This is a genomic window from uncultured Frigoribacterium sp., from assembly GCF_963515265.1.
In the GTDB taxonomy this organism is placed as follows: domain Bacteria; phylum Actinomycetota; class Actinomycetes; order Actinomycetales; family Microbacteriaceae; genus Frigoribacterium.
In genome coordinates, this window is the sequence record NZ_CAUPYL010000039.1 from 1 (window position 1) to 16,753 (window position 16,753).

General features: G+C 72.0%; 14 protein-coding genes, 1 tRNA gene and 1 pseudogene. 7 read left to right on the plus strand and 9 right to left on the minus strand.

Going from position 1 to position 16,753, the window contains the following annotated elements:
- On the minus strand, positions 1-823 hold an 823-nt coding region (locus tag RWM17_RS05700), incomplete at its 3' end, for an SGNH/GDSL hydrolase family protein (RefSeq protein WP_314102066.1).
- A gap of 214 nt (positions 824-1,037) precedes the next feature.
- On the opposite strand from RWM17_RS05700, the gene RWM17_RS05705 reads away from it, so the two are divergent.
- Together RWM17_RS05705 and RWM17_RS05710 are read left to right on the plus strand one after the other, a co-directional pair.
- Positions 1,038-1,128, plus strand: a tRNA-Ser gene (locus RWM17_RS05705).
- Positions 1,129-1,410: 282 nt separating this feature from the next.
- A complete protein-coding gene (locus tag RWM17_RS05710) occupies positions 1,411-1,593 on the plus strand; it encodes a hypothetical protein (protein ID WP_314102067.1) in 183 nt (60 codons plus the stop codon).
- 166 nt (positions 1,594-1,759) lie between these two features.
- Here RWM17_RS05710 and RWM17_RS05715 read toward each other — a convergent pair whose 3' ends face one another.
- Positions 1,760-2,212: a hypothetical protein gene (locus RWM17_RS05715; protein ID WP_314102068.1), complete on the minus strand. Its 453-nt coding sequence runs from the start codon at positions 2,210-2,212 to the stop codon at positions 1,760-1,762.
- A 124-nt stretch (positions 2,213-2,336) separates the two neighbouring features.
- Complete coding sequence (locus RWM17_RS05720) at positions 2,337-2,543, minus strand: hypothetical protein (protein WP_314102069.1); 207 nt, start codon at positions 2,541-2,543, stop codon at positions 2,337-2,339.
- Between the two features lie 75 nt (positions 2,544-2,618).
- Here RWM17_RS05720 and RWM17_RS05725 point away from each other — a divergent pair, with 75 nt between their 5' ends.
- On the plus strand, positions 2,619-3,119 hold the full coding sequence (locus RWM17_RS05725; protein WP_314102070.1) for a hypothetical protein: 501 nt from the start codon (positions 2,619-2,621) through the stop codon (positions 3,117-3,119).
- Between the two features lie 127 nt (positions 3,120-3,246).
- On the opposite strand, the gene RWM17_RS05730 is transcribed toward RWM17_RS05725, so the two are convergent.
- Positions 3,247-3,735: a PIN domain-containing protein gene (locus RWM17_RS05730; RefSeq protein WP_314102071.1), complete on the minus strand. Its 489-nt coding sequence runs from the start codon at positions 3,733-3,735 to the stop codon at positions 3,247-3,249.
- Complete coding sequence (locus tag RWM17_RS05735; RefSeq protein ID WP_314102072.1) at positions 3,732-3,932, minus strand: type II toxin-antitoxin system VapB family antitoxin; 201 nt, start codon at positions 3,930-3,932, stop codon at positions 3,732-3,734. The genes RWM17_RS05730 and RWM17_RS05735 overlap by 4 nt, the downstream gene beginning before the upstream one ends.
- Before the next feature lie 1,063 nt (positions 3,933-4,995).
- Between RWM17_RS05735 and RWM17_RS05740 the strand changes: the two are divergent.
- Positions 4,996-5,196, plus strand: a pseudogene (locus RWM17_RS05740) (tyrosine-type recombinase/integrase); the annotation flags it as partial.
- 231 nt (positions 5,197-5,427) lie between these two features.
- Here the strand turns inward: RWM17_RS05740 and RWM17_RS05745 are convergent.
- Both RWM17_RS05745 and RWM17_RS05750 read right to left on the minus strand, forming a co-directional pair.
- Positions 5,428-6,303 (minus strand): aldo/keto reductase, encoded by an 876-nt coding sequence (locus RWM17_RS05745; RefSeq protein ID WP_314102073.1) that lies wholly within the window; start codon positions 6,301-6,303, stop codon positions 5,428-5,430.
- A 67-nt stretch (positions 6,304-6,370) separates the two neighbouring features.
- Positions 6,371-7,228 (minus strand): 3-hydroxyacyl-CoA dehydrogenase, encoded by an 858-nt coding sequence (locus RWM17_RS05750; protein WP_314102074.1) that lies wholly within the window; start codon positions 7,226-7,228, stop codon positions 6,371-6,373.
- A 166-nt stretch (positions 7,229-7,394) separates the two neighbouring features.
- On the opposite strand from RWM17_RS05750, the gene RWM17_RS05755 reads away from it, so the two are divergent.
- Positions 7,395-7,817 (plus strand): VOC family protein, encoded by a 423-nt coding sequence (locus tag RWM17_RS05755; RefSeq protein ID WP_314102075.1) that lies wholly within the window; start codon positions 7,395-7,397, stop codon positions 7,815-7,817.
- Between the two features lie 10 nt (positions 7,818-7,827).
- Here the strand turns inward: RWM17_RS05755 and RWM17_RS05760 are convergent, their stop codons facing one another.
- Positions 7,828-8,451, minus strand: a complete 624-nt coding sequence (locus RWM17_RS05760; RefSeq protein ID WP_314102076.1) for a hypothetical protein — start codon at positions 8,449-8,451, stop codon at positions 7,828-7,830.
- Between the two features lie 48 nt (positions 8,452-8,499).
- Here RWM17_RS05760 and RWM17_RS05765 point away from each other — a divergent pair, with 48 nt between their 5' ends.
- Complete coding sequence (locus RWM17_RS05765; RefSeq protein WP_314102077.1) at positions 8,500-9,633, plus strand: alpha/beta fold hydrolase; 1,134 nt, start codon at positions 8,500-8,502, stop codon at positions 9,631-9,633.
- Positions 9,634-9,816: 183 nt separating this feature from the next.
- On the opposite strand, the gene RWM17_RS05770 is transcribed toward RWM17_RS05765, so the two are convergent.
- The gene (locus RWM17_RS05770; protein ID WP_314102078.1) at positions 9,817-10,302 is read right to left on the minus strand and encodes an anthrone oxygenase family protein; all 486 of its coding nucleotides are present in this window, start codon (positions 10,300-10,302) and stop codon (positions 9,817-9,819) included.
- Between the two features lie 463 nt (positions 10,303-10,765).
- On the opposite strand from RWM17_RS05770, the gene RWM17_RS05775 reads away from it, so the two are divergent.
- On the plus strand, positions 10,766-16,753 hold a 5,988-nt coding region (locus RWM17_RS05775), incomplete at its 3' end, for a hypothetical protein (protein ID WP_314102079.1).

Below are 16,753 nucleotides of genomic sequence, written 5' to 3' on the forward strand. Positions count from 1 at the left end.
GCTCGGCGGTGCGGGCCGTCGAGCCCGCGGTCGCGGCGTCGTGCACGCTGGCGTCGGCGTCCGTGACGGCGTGGTCGGCGGCGATCCGCGCGACGCGGGCGGCGATGGCCGGCTCGAAGGCGCTGGCCCAGACGCGGTACCCGCGGTCGTTCGGGTGGAACAGGTCGCCCGCCGAGTTGCGGAACGTCCGGACGAGCCCCTGCTTGCGCGTCGTGTCGTAGAGGGGAGCCACGGTCAGGCCGAGCTCGTCGGCGAGGCGCCGCACGATCGCGTTCGCCTCGGCGATGCGGTGCTCGCGCTCGGGGATCCACATCGTCGGCAGGTCCGCGACGATCGCGTGGCTCGGCAGCGCCTCGTAGATGTGCCGCAGGTTGCGCTCGAAGGTCTCGGCGTCGAAGTCGATGATGTCGTTCGCGCCGATGGCGACCGTCACGATGTCCGGCTGGTACTTCGCGAGCTTGGGCAGCTGGTCCTTGCGGCAGAGCCACGTCGTGGCCCCGCTGACGCTGAGGTTGACGACCCGGACGGAGGTGCGGGTCGCGTGCCGGATCCGCACCGACAACCTGCCCACGTAGCTCCGCGCCGGGCTCGACGCCCCGATGCCCTGCGCGGTCGAGTCGCCGAGCGCGACGTAGAGCAGCTTGCCCTTGCGGTCGAAGCGGTCGCGCCACCAGGCGGAGTGCACCGGCAGCAGGTCGTTCAGGGTCGCGGCGGCGGAGCGCTGGCTGCGCAGCGCGCGGCGCCAGACGGCGAAGAGGGCCCCGCCCGCGGCGAGGGTGACGCCGACTCCGGAGAAGAAGGCGAGGGGGTGACGGGTGGGCATGCGGGGAGCGTACGCCCGGCGGTCAGGTCGGAGCCGCGAGACCGCCCGGATCGACCTCGCACGCGTCTCCGGAGTCGATCTGTGGCCTCTCGAGGAGGCGCGGCGAACCGTCGCGATGCGCTCGCTGCTGGCCTCGGGGCAGCACTCTCCGCCGGTTCACCGTGGCCGGAGGCGGATTTCGACACGGGGGCACGGATGTACTAAGCTCTCTCCCGGTACCGTGTCCGAGCGGCCGAAGGATCATGTCTCGAAAACATGTGTGGGGGTTGACTCCACCGTGGGTTCAAATCCCACCGGTACCGCCACAGAAAGCCCCTGCTCAGGCAGGGGCTTTCTTCATTTGCAGGATGCTTCTGGTGTACCGATGGTGCATAAAGCGGCCACAGGGTGCTGTGCTTAGACCCCTCGATCTCCTGCCGGTCGGTCGCCCAGTCTCGCGGTTGCGAAATGGTCTCACCACGCGGACGCTGTTGAGGCGGAGGCCACATCAGCACCGGTACGCGATCCCGCCGTTCCCTTGAGCGCAAGGGCTATGGCTGATCCGCGTCGGTGAGGCTGCCCCGCTCGGCTACCTGAAGAGCCGCACCGTGCGCGGCGGCTACGTCTTCGACGTCTACGCGCACTGCCGCGATGACGCCGGCGGCCGCCCCTGGGCGCACACGGCTACGTCGTTCAACTCCGCCGTGGCGTGGGCCGTGCAGCACGACCCCGAGATCCGCGCGCTGATCGCTCGGTCGACTCCCGAGCCTGAGGTCTGGCCGCCGCCCTAGTAGCCGGCCTGCGCTGGCGCCGGTGGATCAGCGTTACGCAGGACCCTTGAAGCCGAGATCGTTGTCGTCGGCGCCCTACGCGACGAGGTAGTCCCGGTGCCCCAGGCTGAAAACGCCGACCACGACAAGGGTCACTGGGACGCGCCCCTCCTCAAGGGCTGTCTGCTCAACAGCTCGTGGCTTCGATGAGGCCAGCAACAGCAGCTTCGTGGTCGGATTCGTGGTCAAGTTTCGCCGAGATCGCCGTATCGCCAAGACCAGGAAGATCGCGTGATGTCGTGTAGTCGACGATTGCGTCCCACATGTCCTCGTTGTCAGTCGACATGTCGTCAATCGCGGTGCCGATGCTGCCTGAGCTGGTGAAGACGCAGGACCTGACGCCGTCGAGTTCGCTCTGCACTTCGTCGAGTTGCGCCTGCACATTGGCTGTCTCCTCGCGCGCTGAGACTAGATCGGGCTGGGTGCCGCCGTAGGCGATGGCCCCGCCGATGGCGAGGGCCGCGATCGTGGAGATGACGAGCGCCCAGACAGGCACTCCAGTGCGCTGGTCATGCGCCCGGTCTACGGGTCGTGTCTGGGGTTTGTGGGACTCGCCCACGTCGGGGTCGGTCTGCGTCATAGCTGCACCATAGGGTCCACGGCCCGGATGTGCATCCGGCGCCGACCGACGCACCCCATGTCGAAGCCCCGCAGTCAGGGGCGGCTGAGGGGCTTCTGTCGTGTCGGGCCCCAAGTGTAGGTACCTACACTTCGCTCGCCTCGAGGGCGGCGCGGAGCTGCTCGGTGCGTCGGTTCACCACGATGGTCCGCGCGGCGACGGCGATGGAGGCCACAGAGCTGATGGCCATCAGCGCGCCGACCAGCTGGCTGTCGCCAGCGATCAGGATCACCGCGCACACGAGCACGACGGCGGACAGGGCGATCTGGATGGCCGGCCAGGTGTTCGTCATGCGACGAGCCTACGAGTTGCGCTCCTGTCCGTCGCGCCGGCCTCGAGGGATGAGCAACTGTCACGGTCTGCCAGGATGAGCCTCATCATGAACAAGCACCTCATCTCGCTGGCCTCGGTGGCCCTCGTCGCAGCTCTCGGCCTCACTGGTTGCAGCGGCTCCGACTCTCCCGACTCGTCCAAGGCTGACTCGGACGCCGGATCGAGCAGCGCGCCCTCTGCCGAGGCGACTCCCGAAGCAGCTGCGGCGCCCGACCTCGCCGGGACGTGGAAGCAGACCAACTCCGGTAGCGATGACGCGTACCAGGCCGCCGTCATCACCGGCGACACGATCACCGTCAACTGGGTCAGCGACGGTGGTGACACGGAGTCGATCTTCTGGGTCGGCACCTTCACGCCTCCCGCTGACGACGCTTCGCCCTACACCTGGACGTCGACGCGCGATGCCGCCGCGACCGACTCGGCGATGCTCGCCTCGACCGATGACTCGAAGGACTTCACCTTCGAGGATGGCGAGGTCAGCTACAAGGCCAGCCTGATGGGCACCACGACCACTGTGCGCCTCGAGAAGGAGTAGCCGAGACTCGAACTCGGGCTGCTTCGCATCCGCCCCTCGAAGCCCCGCCGTGCATCGCGCTCGGCGGGGCTTCGCCTTGCCGCCGGCGGCCGGCGTCAGCTCTGCGCGGGCATCCGCTGGGAGCGGGTCAGAGGCTGCCCTCGGCAACGACCCACTGCTGCTTCAGGTCGGGGTAGGCCCGTGCGATGTATGTGAAGTCCCGGTCGTAGTGCACGACGGTGGCGTGATTCAGGACGGCGTACGCGGCGATGAGGATGTCGGTCGCTCCCGCTGACCTGCCCATCCCCGCGGCGAAGAGGGCCGACTGGATGCCCGCGACCTCTCGCACTTCCGGGTGCATCGAGCAGTCCGAAAAGGCGCTGGCGAGTGTCAGCACGATCGCGGAGTGGTCCTTGGCGCTTGGAGCGCTGTAGCCGTACTCGGCAGCGACGGGCGGGCAGATGAGGATGTCGTCTGGTGCGGTCGTCCGGATGATCGCCTCGATGGATGCGCGGACCGCCGGCTCGGTTGCCACGCGCTGCCAGGCCGAGTTGTCGATGATGAAGCGGGGCCGACGCGAAGCCGCCGCCCACTCGTCTTCTTCAGTGAGCTGCAGACCCAGGTGGCCGATGCTCACGCGTCGCCGTCTCTGAGTTCCTCAGCCCGCGGATCGACGTCGACTTCGATGACACTCAGCGTGGCCAGGGCATCGAGTTGACGCTGCCTCTTGACGATGTCGCCGAGAGCCTGGTTGATGGCGTCCTTCGTCGTCCTCACGCCGAGGATGCTCTTGGCCGCCGTCAGCAGCTCTGTGTCCACATCTACGCTCGTCATCGCCATCCTGGCCTCCATATGTTCGTTGGAATGACTCTATATGAAGGGGGTGGCTGGCGGCAGGGTTCGCCACGTTGCTCGGGCGAGGAAGGTGGGGTCGTCGCTGGCGTCACATCCGCTCCGCCAGGAGATCGTCGAGGGCCCGAGCGCGCACAGTAGGCGGCGACCTCCTCCGACTCTGAGTGCGGGTCGCACTCCCGGCGGAGGACGAAGAACTCGAACCGGTCTCGGAGCTCAGGCCCACTGATCATGCGACGACGCTCTCGCGACTCGAGATGGCGGAGTCCGCGTCTCCACAGGCTACAGCGCCGCGGCGAGCTGAGCGCGTCCCTGTGGAGGAGTCGCCGCATCGAATTAGATGCAGGCCGCGCTCGTGATGGTGACAGCGCTCGTCGTGCTTGACCCTTGAAGTGTGACGATGCGGAAGCCGACGTCCTGGAACTCGTTGGCCGCCATTGTCAAGACCCGCTCACGCCCCGTCCCAGCGGCGTCACCGTAGGCATCCTCGATCTGCCACTCGAATGCGAAGCCCTTATCGCAGCCATTCGTGTCTCCGACTTGAACGGCCCAGCAGTAGGCGTCGACGGCGAGCTGACACGCGCCACTGTCTTTGACAGGGTTTGACGCCCACGCGCCCCCGACAAACGACTCCGCACTGGAGCTCATCCCGGGAGGAGGTGTCTGAACCGCCGGGGCCGGCGCTGATTCGCTCGAGCATCCAGCAAGTGCAAGGACCACGCCAGCGGCGACAGCGAACAAGTCGGCGGTAGGACGTCTGGTCACCTGACAACTCTATAGGTTGACGTGACGGTCCCTCGGGTTGAGGCGGCGGCACCGCCGCCGCCGGTCAACTCGTCTTATACGTCTCAGCGTGACCAGGGCCAGCCCGACCAGGCCTTACCTGACGGCAAGCCGCACTGGCCGATGGACGCGGACACAGTCCTGCGGAAGCCCGAGAGCGCCCGATCCCTTCGTCGATCCTGCCGAGGTCGAGGGACGGCACGATGACGGTCACCCCGCAGACGCGCGCGCCAGCGGAAACGCGGAGCCAAACATGATGTCGAAACTGAACCCGCACGACCTCCGTCACACTGCGGCCTCGCTCGCCATCAGCGCTGGCGCCAACGTCAAGGCTGCCCAGAGAATGCTGGGACACGCATCCGCAGCCATGACCCTCGATACGTACTCAGATCTCTACGAGGACGACCTCGCGAGCGTGGCCGTCGCCCTCGACAGCGCGCGTCGCCTGCGGCTCGAGCAGTAACGCAGCAGTAACGGAAAGCCTGCACGGACCCGATCCAGGGTGTGAGCAACCGCCTCAATTTCACTCATTTACGAGGCAAATGTGGCGTCTATCCCGATCCACCGGGTGTGGTCATGTGGGTTCAAATCCCACCGGTACCGCCACGAGAAAGCCCCGCGAACCCAGTCTCACCGGGTTCCGGGGCTTTTCTCGTCGCGCGTGCTGCGGAGGGATCCGAGACGCAGCCTCGGGTCAGCTGACGGCGTCGGTGAGCGCGTCGAACTCGGCGTCGGTGAGCTCGATGGTCGCGCCGGCGAGGTTGTCCTCGAGGTGGGCGATGCTCGACGTGCCGGGGATGGGCAGCATCGCGGGCGAGCGCTTGAGGAGCCAGGCGAGGGCGAGCTGCGCCGGGGTGGCCTCGTGCTGCTCGGCGAGCTTCGTGAGCGGGCTGTCCGAACCGGTCAGGCCGCCGGTGGCGAGCGGGAACCAGGGGATGAACGCCAGGCCGTTCTCGGTCGCCCAGTCGAGCAGCGGCTCGGCGGAGCGGTCGGTCAGGTTGAAGAGGTTCTGCACGGAGACGATCGGGGCGACCGCCTGTGCCGCCTTCACCTCGTCGATGCTGACCTCGCTGAGGCCGATGTGGCGGATCTTGCCCTCGTCGCGCAGCGCGCCCAGCTCGCCGACCTGGTCCTCGAGGGGGACGTTCGGGTCGATGCGGTGCAGCTGCAGGAGGTCGATGCGCTCCACGTCGAGGTGGCGGAGGTTCATCTCGACCTGCTGACGGAGGTAGGCCGGGACGCCGAGCGGCGTCCACTGACCCGGGCCCTGGCGGGTGTTGCCGACCTTGGTGGCGACGACGATGTCGTCGGCGTAGGGGTGGAGGGCCTCACGCAGGAGGCCGTCGGTGACGGCGGGGCCGTAGGCGTCGGCGCTGTCGAAGAACGTCACGCCGAGCTCGACGGCACGGCGGATGACGCGGACGGCCTCGGCGCGGTCGCTCGGCTCGCCCCAGACGCCGGGGCCGGTGAGCTGCATGGTGCCGTAGCCGAGGCGGGTGGTGGGCAGGTCCCCACCGATGCTGAAGGTGCCGGAGGCGGCTGCGGGACGGTTCGTGGTGGTGTCGGTCATGGACGCAGTCTGCTCCTCGGCCCGTGGACCGTGCCGAGAGAGACGACTGTTCGGCACGGCCGCACCGTCACCGGTACGAGTAGAAGCCCTCGCCCGACTCGACCCCGAGCTTGCCCTGGTCGAGGTAGTTCGTCTTGAGGTGGTCCGCCCAGAGCTGGGCCCCCTCCTCGTCGCTGGCCGCCGAGATGGCGTAGGCGGTCCGCAGGCCGACGATGTCGAAGATCTGGAACGGCCCCATCGGGGCACCCGTTCCGATGCGCCAGGTGGCGTCGATCGTCTCGGGGTCGGCCACGCCGCGCAGGAGGAGCTCGGACGCCGCGCCGAGGAACGGCACGAGCAGCGAGTTCAGCACGTAGCCGGGCTGCTCCTTGTGGAGGGGGATCGGCACCATCCCGATCTCGCCCGCGAAGGCCACGACCTGGTCGAAGACGGCGGGGTCGGTCCGCGGGCTGCCCATGATCTCGGCCGTGTTCTGCCGCCAGATGTGGTTGGCGAAGTGCAGCGCGAGGAACTTCTCGGGGCGGCCCGTCGCGTCGGCGAGCTGGCTCGGCAGCAGGGTCGACGAGTTCGTCGCGAAGATCGTGTGCTCGGGCGCCGCGGCGGCGAGCCGCGCGTAGACGCCCTGCTTGAGCTCGAGCGTCTCCGGCACGGCCTCGACCACGAGGTCGGCGTCGGCGACCGCCTCGGCGAGGTCGGTGGTGAGGGCGATCCCGGCCACCGCCTCCTCGGCTGCCTGCCGGTGCTCGTCGCCGAGGTCGCCGACGTACTGCTCGACGATCGACCGGAGGCGCGCCTCGGCGGCCGTGACGGCGTCGTCGTCGACGTCCCAGGCACGGACCGCGACGCCGTGGCTCGCGATCTGGAAGGCGATCTGGGCGCCGAGGACGCCGGCGCCGACGACGGTGACGTGGCTGAAGGTGGTCATGGGGTTCCTGTCTCTCGGGTCGTTCTCGTGACCAGCTGTACTCCCCACGGCGGGCGGAGACCCGGCCGCGGCGAGTGACGGCGTTCTCTGGCCAGCGGCCCTTGACCCGAGCCGCTCCGGGGTGGACCATCGCGAGCACCAGCGCATCGCCGACAGAGGAGTCCCCATGCTGTTCGTCAACCTGCCCGTGACCGACCTCGGCCGCGCGGTCGCCTTCTACACCGCGCTCGGCTTCAGGCAGAACCCCGCGTTCAGCGACGACAACGCCGCCTGCATCGTCGTCGAGGAGGACAAGGCCGCCTTCATGCTGCTCGTGCGCGACTTCTTCCAGACGTTCACTGACCGACCCGCCGGCGACCCGTCGACGACCGTCTCGACCATGACCGCGCTCATGGTCGAGAGCCGTGGACGCGTCGACGAGATGGCCTCGGCGGGCCTCGCGAGCGGCGGCGTCGAGGAGCGCCCCGCCGCCGACCTCGGCTTCATGTACCAGCGCCAGCTCTCCGACCCTGACGGCAACGTCGTCGAGCTCGGCTGGATGGATCCGGCAGCGGCCGCACAGGGGCCGGAGGCCGCCGCGGAGCGGTAGGCGACCGGCGTCAGACGCGCCACATGCGGAACGGCCCCGTCCGCATGTAGTTCTGCGAGTCGACCTCGACGCCGGACGCGAGCAGGGCCTCGTTGACCGCCTTGATCCGCCTCTCGGTGACCAGGCCGGGGTCGCCCTTCCTCGGCCTCGCGTCCCAGCTGAGCTCCTGGCCCGTGCTCGATCGCACCTTCAGGATCGGGGCCCCGCCGAAGGAGCCCTCTCGCAGCACCGCCTCCTCGACGTCACGGAACCACATCACCTGGGCCCTGCCCGACAGCGAGCTGTACTCCATGCGGTCGGCGAAGAGACGGAACCAGTGCCGCCTCAGCACGACGGCGATCCCGACCAGGAGGACGCCGAACGCCAGGAAGAACACGGTGCCGAGCGCGTCGGTGCGGGGGATCCCCGAGAGCGCGGCCAGGAAGAAGGCCGCGGCCATCAGCGCCGGGGCCGCCCACCTCGCGTCCGGCCGCGTCTCGTCGATCGGCTGCTCGTCCGGTGAGGGCTGCGCGTCGGCCGGGTGCCGCTCGTCGGCCGCGGGCTCCGCGCCAGCAGCGTGCTCCGCGCCAGCAGCGTGCTGCGCGTCGGCCGGGTCGGCGTCGCCAGCCGGCTCCGGTCCCCCCTCGGTCCCCATGCCGCGATCGTAGCGGCCCGTGTCGGCCCCGAGCCGTAGGGTGCCGCCATGCACACGAACGCCCAGACCCTGGCCCCGGCACGCGTCGCCGAGGAGGCGGTGGTCGACCTCCGGGAACGCCTCGCCCGCCGACGACGCGTCGACCTGCCCTCGGCGCTCGAGCCTCGGCACGGAGTCGACTCCGCGTGGCTCGAGCGGCTGCTCACCCGCTGGGCGGACGGCTACGACTGGCGGGTGCGTGAGCAGCGGGTCCTCGACCTGCCGTGGGAGCTCGTCGACGGTGCCGTCCCCCTCCGCGTCGTGCACCGCCGCGGTGCGCCCGACGCCCCGGTGGTCGTGCTGCTGCACGGCTGGCCCGACTCGGTGCTGCGCTTCGAGAAGGTGCTGCCGCTGCTGGGCGACGCGACGGTCGTGGTGCCCGCCCTGCCCGGGTACCCGTTCAGCGCCTCCTCGGCTGTCGGGGGCATGTCGGGCACCGACATGGCCGACGTGGTCGCGGCCGCGATGCACCGGCTCGGCCACGACCGGTACGTGGTCAGCGGCGGCGACATCGGGGCGTACGTCGCCGAGGCGATGCTGCGCCGCCACGGCCAGGCGGTCTCGGCCGTGCACCTCACCGACGTGCCGCAGGGGCACCTGGCCGCCGAGCTGCCCGACGACCTCACCGGCGAGGAGCGTGCCTACGCCGACCGCCGCGAGCAGTGGCAGGCTGCCGAGGGCGGCTACGCCCACGAGCACGCGACCAAGCCGGGCACGCTCGCAGTGGCTCTCGGCGACTCCCCGGCGGGCCTGCTCGCGTGGATCGGCGAGAAGCTCTGGTCGTGGAGCGACCGCTCGGTCGAGGACGGGATGGAGGCGGTGTTCAGCGACGACGACGTGCTCACCTGGGTCTCCGCCTACTGGTTCACAGGCACGATCGGCACGTCGTTCGGCCCCTACGCTCTGCGGGAGCCCTCGACCAACGAGCGGGTAGAGGCGGCGGTGCCTGCGGTGCTGTCGATCTTCCCCGGCGACCTGGCGAACGCCCCGCGGTCGTTCGCCGAGCGGCTCTTCGACGTGCGCGCGTTCCACGAGCACCCGGCGGGCGGGCACTTCGCCGCGTGGGAGCGGCCGGCAGAGTTCGCCGCCGACCTGCGCGAGGCGATCGCGCTCGGCTCTGCCGGTGTTGCCGCCGAGGCCTGACCCGGGCGTGCCCGGCGCTCGCCGAGCCGCGCCACCTGCACTGCACCGCGTTTCGTGCGACGCACCGTGTCTAGTCCCGGTGCGTTGTCCGAAACGCGGTGTGGCGCTGGCCGAGGGGCCGGGGCAGCCAGCGGGCCAGCCAGCGGCGCAGCGCGGCGCGGCGAAGCACGTGGGTTCGGCGGGTCAGGCAGCCGCGACCGCGGTGGCTGCGAGGCCGAGGACGGCGCAGACGCCCGTCAGCGTGCGGACGGTGTTCCACCGGGCCCACGGCGACTCGAACGCACGTCGCGCGGCGCTCGCCGAGGTCGGCCCGGACACGTCCGCCCGAGCGAGCGCCTCGTTCAGCGGCACGTTGCGCGCGACCGTGATGACGAACGTGGCGACCGAGGCGGCCGCCGCGCCGACCGCCCAGGTGCTCGTCGAACTGCCGTCGATGACGTGCAGCACCGCGAGCAGCACCGCGGTGGCGGGTGCCGCGACGAACACGAGGAGGAACGACGGGCGCAGGATCGCCGTGTTGATCGCGCGGAACGCTCCGGTGAAGGCGACGTCGTCGAGCCGACGCAGCCCCGGCGACACCGCGACCGCGAAGGCGAAGAACAGGCCCGCCACGAGACCGTTGGTGAGCAACGCGACGACAGCGACGAGGTCAGGCACGAGTCCGCTCATGGCCGGAGGCTAGCGAGCCGCCGTGAACATTTGTCGACGGCGGGCCTCTCGGGCCGAGGGCGGGTCCGGGACGACCCGCCCTCGAGCCGGAAGACCCGCCCTCGGCAGAACGAGCACGAGCACGAGGAGGCGCCGGCACGAGCACGAGGAGGCGAGGTGATTGGCGGTGCGAGCAGGTCGGGGAGGCGAGGTGAACGGGGTACAGGACGGTCGGCCAGACGGGCGACTGGAGGGGGCGGCGTGCCCCGAACGGGGGACGCCTGAGGGGGTGTCAGCCCTTCCTTCCTCCATCGCTTCTTCATAGAGTTGTCGATGCACCGTCTCGACCACCTCCTCCTCGGGGTACGGACGCGGTGCGGACCGCCGCTGCCTCACCAGCCGGCCAGAACCGATGCCGTCAGGGGCCAGAGTGCAGAAGCCACGCCACAGGGCACGCAGGGACGAACGGCGTCGCCCGCCGCTCGTGCGTGCGCTCGCGGGCGTGCTCGCCGTGGCCGTCGCCGTCGTCGGGCTGAGCCTCACGCCCGTCGAGCAGGCCGACGCCGCCGTCGTGCAGTGGGGGACGAACAGCGGCACGGCACCCAACTACCAAGCCACCGTCAACGGCGACTTCGTCATGGCGGGCAACGGCGTGCTCGCGTGCCAGACGCTGAACATCTCCGGCGCGGGCACCTGCGCCGAGCTGCACTCGACGTCGACCAACGCGCAGAACGTCAACGACAACTTCGCCATGGTCGCCACGAACTCGGTCTCCGGCTTCACGACGAACTCCTCGAGCGCGCAGGTCACCATCCCGGCCGGGGCGTCCGTCGCGAAGGCCTTCCTCAGCTGGAGCGCCAACACCGGGTCGTACAACGTCTCGCAGACCGCCTGCACGGCCCCCAGCACGGCACGCGGCACGACGACGCTCCCCGGAGGCGCGGCGAACGGCTACCTGACGCGCGCGGCCCAGCTGCGGGTCGGCAGCGGCACCGCGGCCCCCACCTCCATCGCCCCCGCCAGCGTCCTCGTCGACCAGCCGGTCGCGTCGCAGCCGCAGTACTACAGCGCGAGCGCAGACGTCACGTCGGCCTTCGCCGGTGCGGCGACCGGCAGCCCCCTCACGGTGTCGGCGGGCAACATCTGGACCCCCACCGGCGCCGGCTGCTACGCCGGCTGGTCGCTGACGGTCGTCTACGACTACGGCAGCTACGTCGCGGGCAACGCGGCGTCGGCGCCGAAGCGGGTCATCTTCTACGAGGGGCACGTGCGCCAGGCCTCGACCGACACGCCCTTGACCGTCGCCTTCGCGGGGTTCACGGCCGTCGGCGCCGGCACGCGGGCCGGCTTCACGCTGTTCGAGGGCGACCGGAACATCACGGGCGACACCGTCGAGTACAGCAGGGCGAGCTCGTCGACCTACACGCAGCTGCCCAACGCCAACGGCGCGACGGGCAACTACGGGGTCGGCCAGGCGCTCGGCTCGACCCGGTACACGCAGACCGGCACGCCCTTCACCAACCAGAGCGTCGACGTCACCACCAACTCGCTGACCGCCGTGCAGAGCGGCGACAGCCGCATCGACCTGCGGATCAGCACCTCGGGCGACTCCTACCTGCTCCGCAACGCGGTGCTGTCGGTGCCGACCGCGGGGCTGCAGGTCGACAAGTCGGCCGACGGCACCGCGGACGTGCAGTCGCGGCTGGCGGGCGAGCCGGCCACCTTCACGGTGCGCCTCACGAACTCGGGCGCGGGCACGCTGCAGTCCATCGTGGTCAGCGACGACCAGGCCGACTGCGCCAGGACGCTGACCGGCCTCACCCTCGCGCCGCAGGAGTCGTACACGTACACCTGCACCGCGAACGGCGGGTCCGGCCAGCAGTACGTCTCGACGGCGACCGCCACGGCCAGGACGGTGGCCGGGGCGTTCCTCGCGGAGGACAGCGACAGCACCACCGTCCAGGTGACGGCGCTCGCCCTCGCCAAGACGAGCGCCCTGGCCGCCGGCGCGACCGGTCGAGCGGGCGACACGCTGACCTACACCTTCACCGCCACTAACTCGGGCCAGTCGACGCTGACCGGGGTTGCCGTCACCGACCCGCTGCCCGGCCTCTCGGCCGTGTCGTACGCCTGGCCCGGCGCAGCGGGGACGCTGACCGGCGGACAGGCCGTCGTGGCCACGGCGACCTACGTGCTCCGGCAGGCCGACGTCGACGCCGGATCGGTCGCCAACACGGCGACCCTCGTCGGCACCGACCCCGACGGCGGTCAGCAACCCCGTGCGAGCGCGGCGCGCACGACCCCGTTGACCGCTGCGCCGGGCCTCGGCGTCACGAAGACGGGGGCGCTCGCCGCCGGTGCCGCGGGCGTCGTCGGCGACCGCGTCACCTGGTCGATCTCGTTCACGAACAACGGCAACGTCACCCTCACCGGCGTCGCGCTGACCGACTCGCTCGCCGGCCTGTCGACGCCCGTCGTCACCTGGCCGGGCGCCGCGGGCACGCTCGCCCCCGGTCAGACCGCCACCGCCACAGCCACCTCGACCCTGACGCAGGCGCAGGTCGACGCCGGGGCCGTGCGGAACACCGCGTCGGTGACCGGGCGCACGCCGACCGGCACCACGACGAGCGCCACGAGTGCGGAGGCGGTGGTCACCACGGTCGCGGCGGCGCCGTCCCTCGTCACGACCAAGAGCGCGCTCGTCGGCGGCTCCGCCGGCGTCGGCAGCACCGTCACGTACTCGTTCTCGGCCCGCAACAGCGGCAACGTCACCCTCACCGGCGTCTCGGTCAGCGACCCGCTGCCCCGGCTGTCCGCGCTGACGCCGACCTGGCCGGGCGCGGCCGGCACCCTCGCGCCGGGCCAGACGGTCACGGCCACCGCGACGTACACGCTGACCCAGGCCGACGTCGACGCCGGGTCCGTGCGCAACACGGCCGCCGCGACCGGCACGGCCCCGTCGGGCGCCGCCGTCTCGGCGGTCTCGCCCCAGGTCGTCACGCCGACCGCCGCGGCCTCGCCGGCCGTCACGCTGACGAAGTCCGGCACCCTCGCCGCGGGTGCGGCGGGCGTCGCCGGCGACACGGTCACCTACTCGTTCGTGCTGCGCAACACCGGCAACGTCACCCTGACCGGCGCCTCCGTCGCCGACCCGCTGCCGGGGCTCTCGCCGTTGACCTACGGCACCTGGCCGAGCGGCACTGCCGGGACGCTCGCGCCCTCGCAACAGGTGACCGCCACCGCGACCTACACGCTCCGCCAATCGGACGTGGACGCCGGCGCCGTCGCCAACGCGGCGACGGGCACCGCCGCCCCGCCGACGGGCGCCGCCGTCTCCCAGACCCGCAGCGCCACCGTGCCGATCACCCCGACCGGGGCGCTCGTCGTCACCAAGACGGGGACGGCGAGCGGCGCCGCCGGCGTGGGCAGCACCGTCACCTACGACTTCACGGTGCGGAACTCGGGGAACGTCACCCTGACGCAGGTGGCGCTCGTCGACGCGCGCGCCGGGGTCTCCGCACCCACGGTCACGTGGCCCGGTCCGGCAGGCACCCTCACGCCGGGGCAGACGGCGACGGCCAGGGCCACGTACACGATCACGCAGGCCGACGTGGACGCCGGCCGCGTGCCCAACACCGCGTCGGCGACCGGCCGCACCCCGCAGGGCGCGACCGTCACGGGCACCTCGCCGCAGTCGGTCGTGACGACGCAGCCGGCGGCCCCCGCCGTCACGCTCGGCAAGGCCGGCGTCGTGCAGGGCGGCGCGGCCGGAGCCGCCGGCGACGTCGTGCGGTACACCTTCACCCTGCGCAACAGCGGAAACGTCACCGTCACCGGCCTCGGCGTGTCCGACCCGCTGCCCGGCCTCTCCGCCCTGCAGTACGCCTGGCCCGCGACGGCCGGCACCCTGGCGCCCGGCCAGACCGCCACGGCGACCGCGAGCTACACGGTGACGCAGGCCGACGTGAACGCGGGCAGCGTGCGCAACACGGCCACCGCCTCCGGCAGGTACGGCACCGCCCCGGTCACGGCGACCTCGGGCGAGGTGACGACCCCGACGGCGGCGGCCCAGCCGTCGGTGGCCGTCACCAAGAGCGGCGCGCTCACCAACGGGCAGGCCGCCGCGGCGGGCAGCACGATCACGTGGTCGTTCACGCTCCGCAACACCGGGAACGTCACGCTCACGAGCGCCGGCGTCGCCGACTCGCTGCCCGGCATCTCCGCCGTGACCTGGGGCACGTGGCCGAGCGGGGCGGCGGGCACGCTGCAGCCTGGCCAGACCGTCACGGGCACCGCCACGTCGCCGGTCACGCAGCAGGACGTCGACGCGGGCTCGGTCGCCAACACGGCGACCGGCAGCGGCACCGCGCCCTCGGGCGCCGTTGTCCGCTCCGTGGCGCCCGCGACGGTGGCGCTCGCCGCCGTCCCCGGGATCTCGCTCGGCAAGTCGGGCGCCGTGACGTCCGGCACCGGAGCGGTCGGGGACACGATCACCTACACGTTCTCCGCCCGGAACACCGGCGGCACCACCCTGACCGGCGTCGCCGTGGCCGACCCGGCGCCCGGGCTCTCCGCCCTCACGTACGGGACGTGGCCCGGCGGCACTGCCGGGACGCTCGCGCCCGGGCAGGCCGTCACGGCGACGGCGACGCACGTCGTCACGCAGGCCGACGTCGACGCCGGCGTGGTCCGCAACACCGCCACCGTGAGCGCGCGGACGCCGGCCGGCGACGCCGTGGCCGCGACCTCGCCGCAGGCCGTCGTCGCGACGGCGGCCGCTGCACCGGCCCTCCTCACCACGAAGACCGCGTCGAACGGGGGAGGCGGCGTCGGGTCGGTCGTCAGCTACGCGTTCTCGGCCCGCAACTCGGGCAACGTGACGCTCAGCGGCGTCGTCGTCACCGACCCCCTCGCCGGCCTCTCGGCGCTGGCGTACTCGTGGCCGGGCACGGCGGGCACGCTCCGGCCGGGCCAGACGGTCACGGCGACGGCGACCTACACCGTGACGCAGGCCGACGTGGACCGGGGCGCCGTGCTCAACCGGTCGACCGCCTCCGGCGCCTCGCCCTCGGGCGCGGCCGTCTCGGCGCAGTCCGCGGCCGTCACCACCGCGACCGTCGCCTCCTCGCCCGCGCTCGCCCTGACGAAGACGGGCGCGCTCAGCGGCCCGCCCGCGGCCGGCAGCACGATCACGTACTCGTTCGGCCTGCAGAACACCGGCAACGTCACGCTCACCGGGGCGACCGTCGCCGACCCGATGCCGGGCCTGTCGCCGCTCGTCGTGACCTGGCCGGGCACCCCCGGCGTCCTCGGCCCCGACCAGCGGGCCACCGCGACGGCGACGCGCACCGTCACGCAGGCGGACGTCGACGCGGGCGCCGTCGCGAACACGGCCTCCGCCTCCGCTGCCCCGCCCACCGGCGGCCGGGTCTCGACCTCGGCGTCGGCGACCGTCCCGCTGCCCGCGTCGGGCGCACTCGCCGTCGAGAAGACCGGCGTGGTCACGAGCGGCACCGGCGTCGCCGGCGACGTCGTCCGCTTCGACTTCGTCGTGCGGAACACGGGCGCGGTCACCGTGTCCGGCATCGTGCTCGCCGACGCGCTGCCGGGCGTCAGCACCCCCACGATCACGTGGCCGGGCGCCGCGCGCACGTTGGCCCCCGGCCAGCAGGCGACCGCGACCGCCACCTACGTCGTCCGCCAGTCGGACGTCGACTCGGGCAGCGTCCGCAACACGGCGTCCGTGCAGGGCACGACGCCCGCGGGCACGAGCGTCTCGGCGGCGTCCCTGCCGGCCGTCGTCCCGACCGCCGCGGCCGCGCCGGCCCTCGACGTGCAGAAGTCGGCGAGCTCGCCGGGCGACCGCAAGGTCGGCGACGTCGTCACGTACGCCGTGTCGGTGCGGAACAGCGGCAACCAGACGGTCACCGGGGTCACGATCGTCGACTCGCTGCCCGGCCTCTCCGCTCCGTCCGTCACCTGGCCCGGCCAGGCGGGCGTGCTCGCGCCCGGCCAGCAGGCGCTCGCCACCGCGACGTACGTCGTCCGCCAGGCCGACGTCGACGCGGGCAAGGTCGTCAACGAGGCCAGCGCCTCCGGCCAGGCCCCGGGCGGCGTCGCCGTCGTCGACTCGTCCGGCCAGGTCGCCACCAGCACCCAGGCCGCGGCCCCCTCGCTCGCGGTGACCAAGGCCGGCGCCTTCGCCTCGGGCTCGAGCGGCCGGGCCGGCGACGTCGTCGACTTCACGGTCACCCTGCGCAACACCGGCAACCAGACCCTCACCGGCGTCACGGCGACCGACACCCTGCCCGGCCTCGGGGCCCTCGCCTACGGCACCTGGCCGAGCGGCACGACGGGCACCCTCGCGCCGGGCCAGGCCGTCACGGCCACCGCGAGCTACACGTCGCGCCAGTCGGACCTCGACGCGGGCGCGATCGCCAACACCGCGGAGGGCCGCGGCACGGCGCCGGGC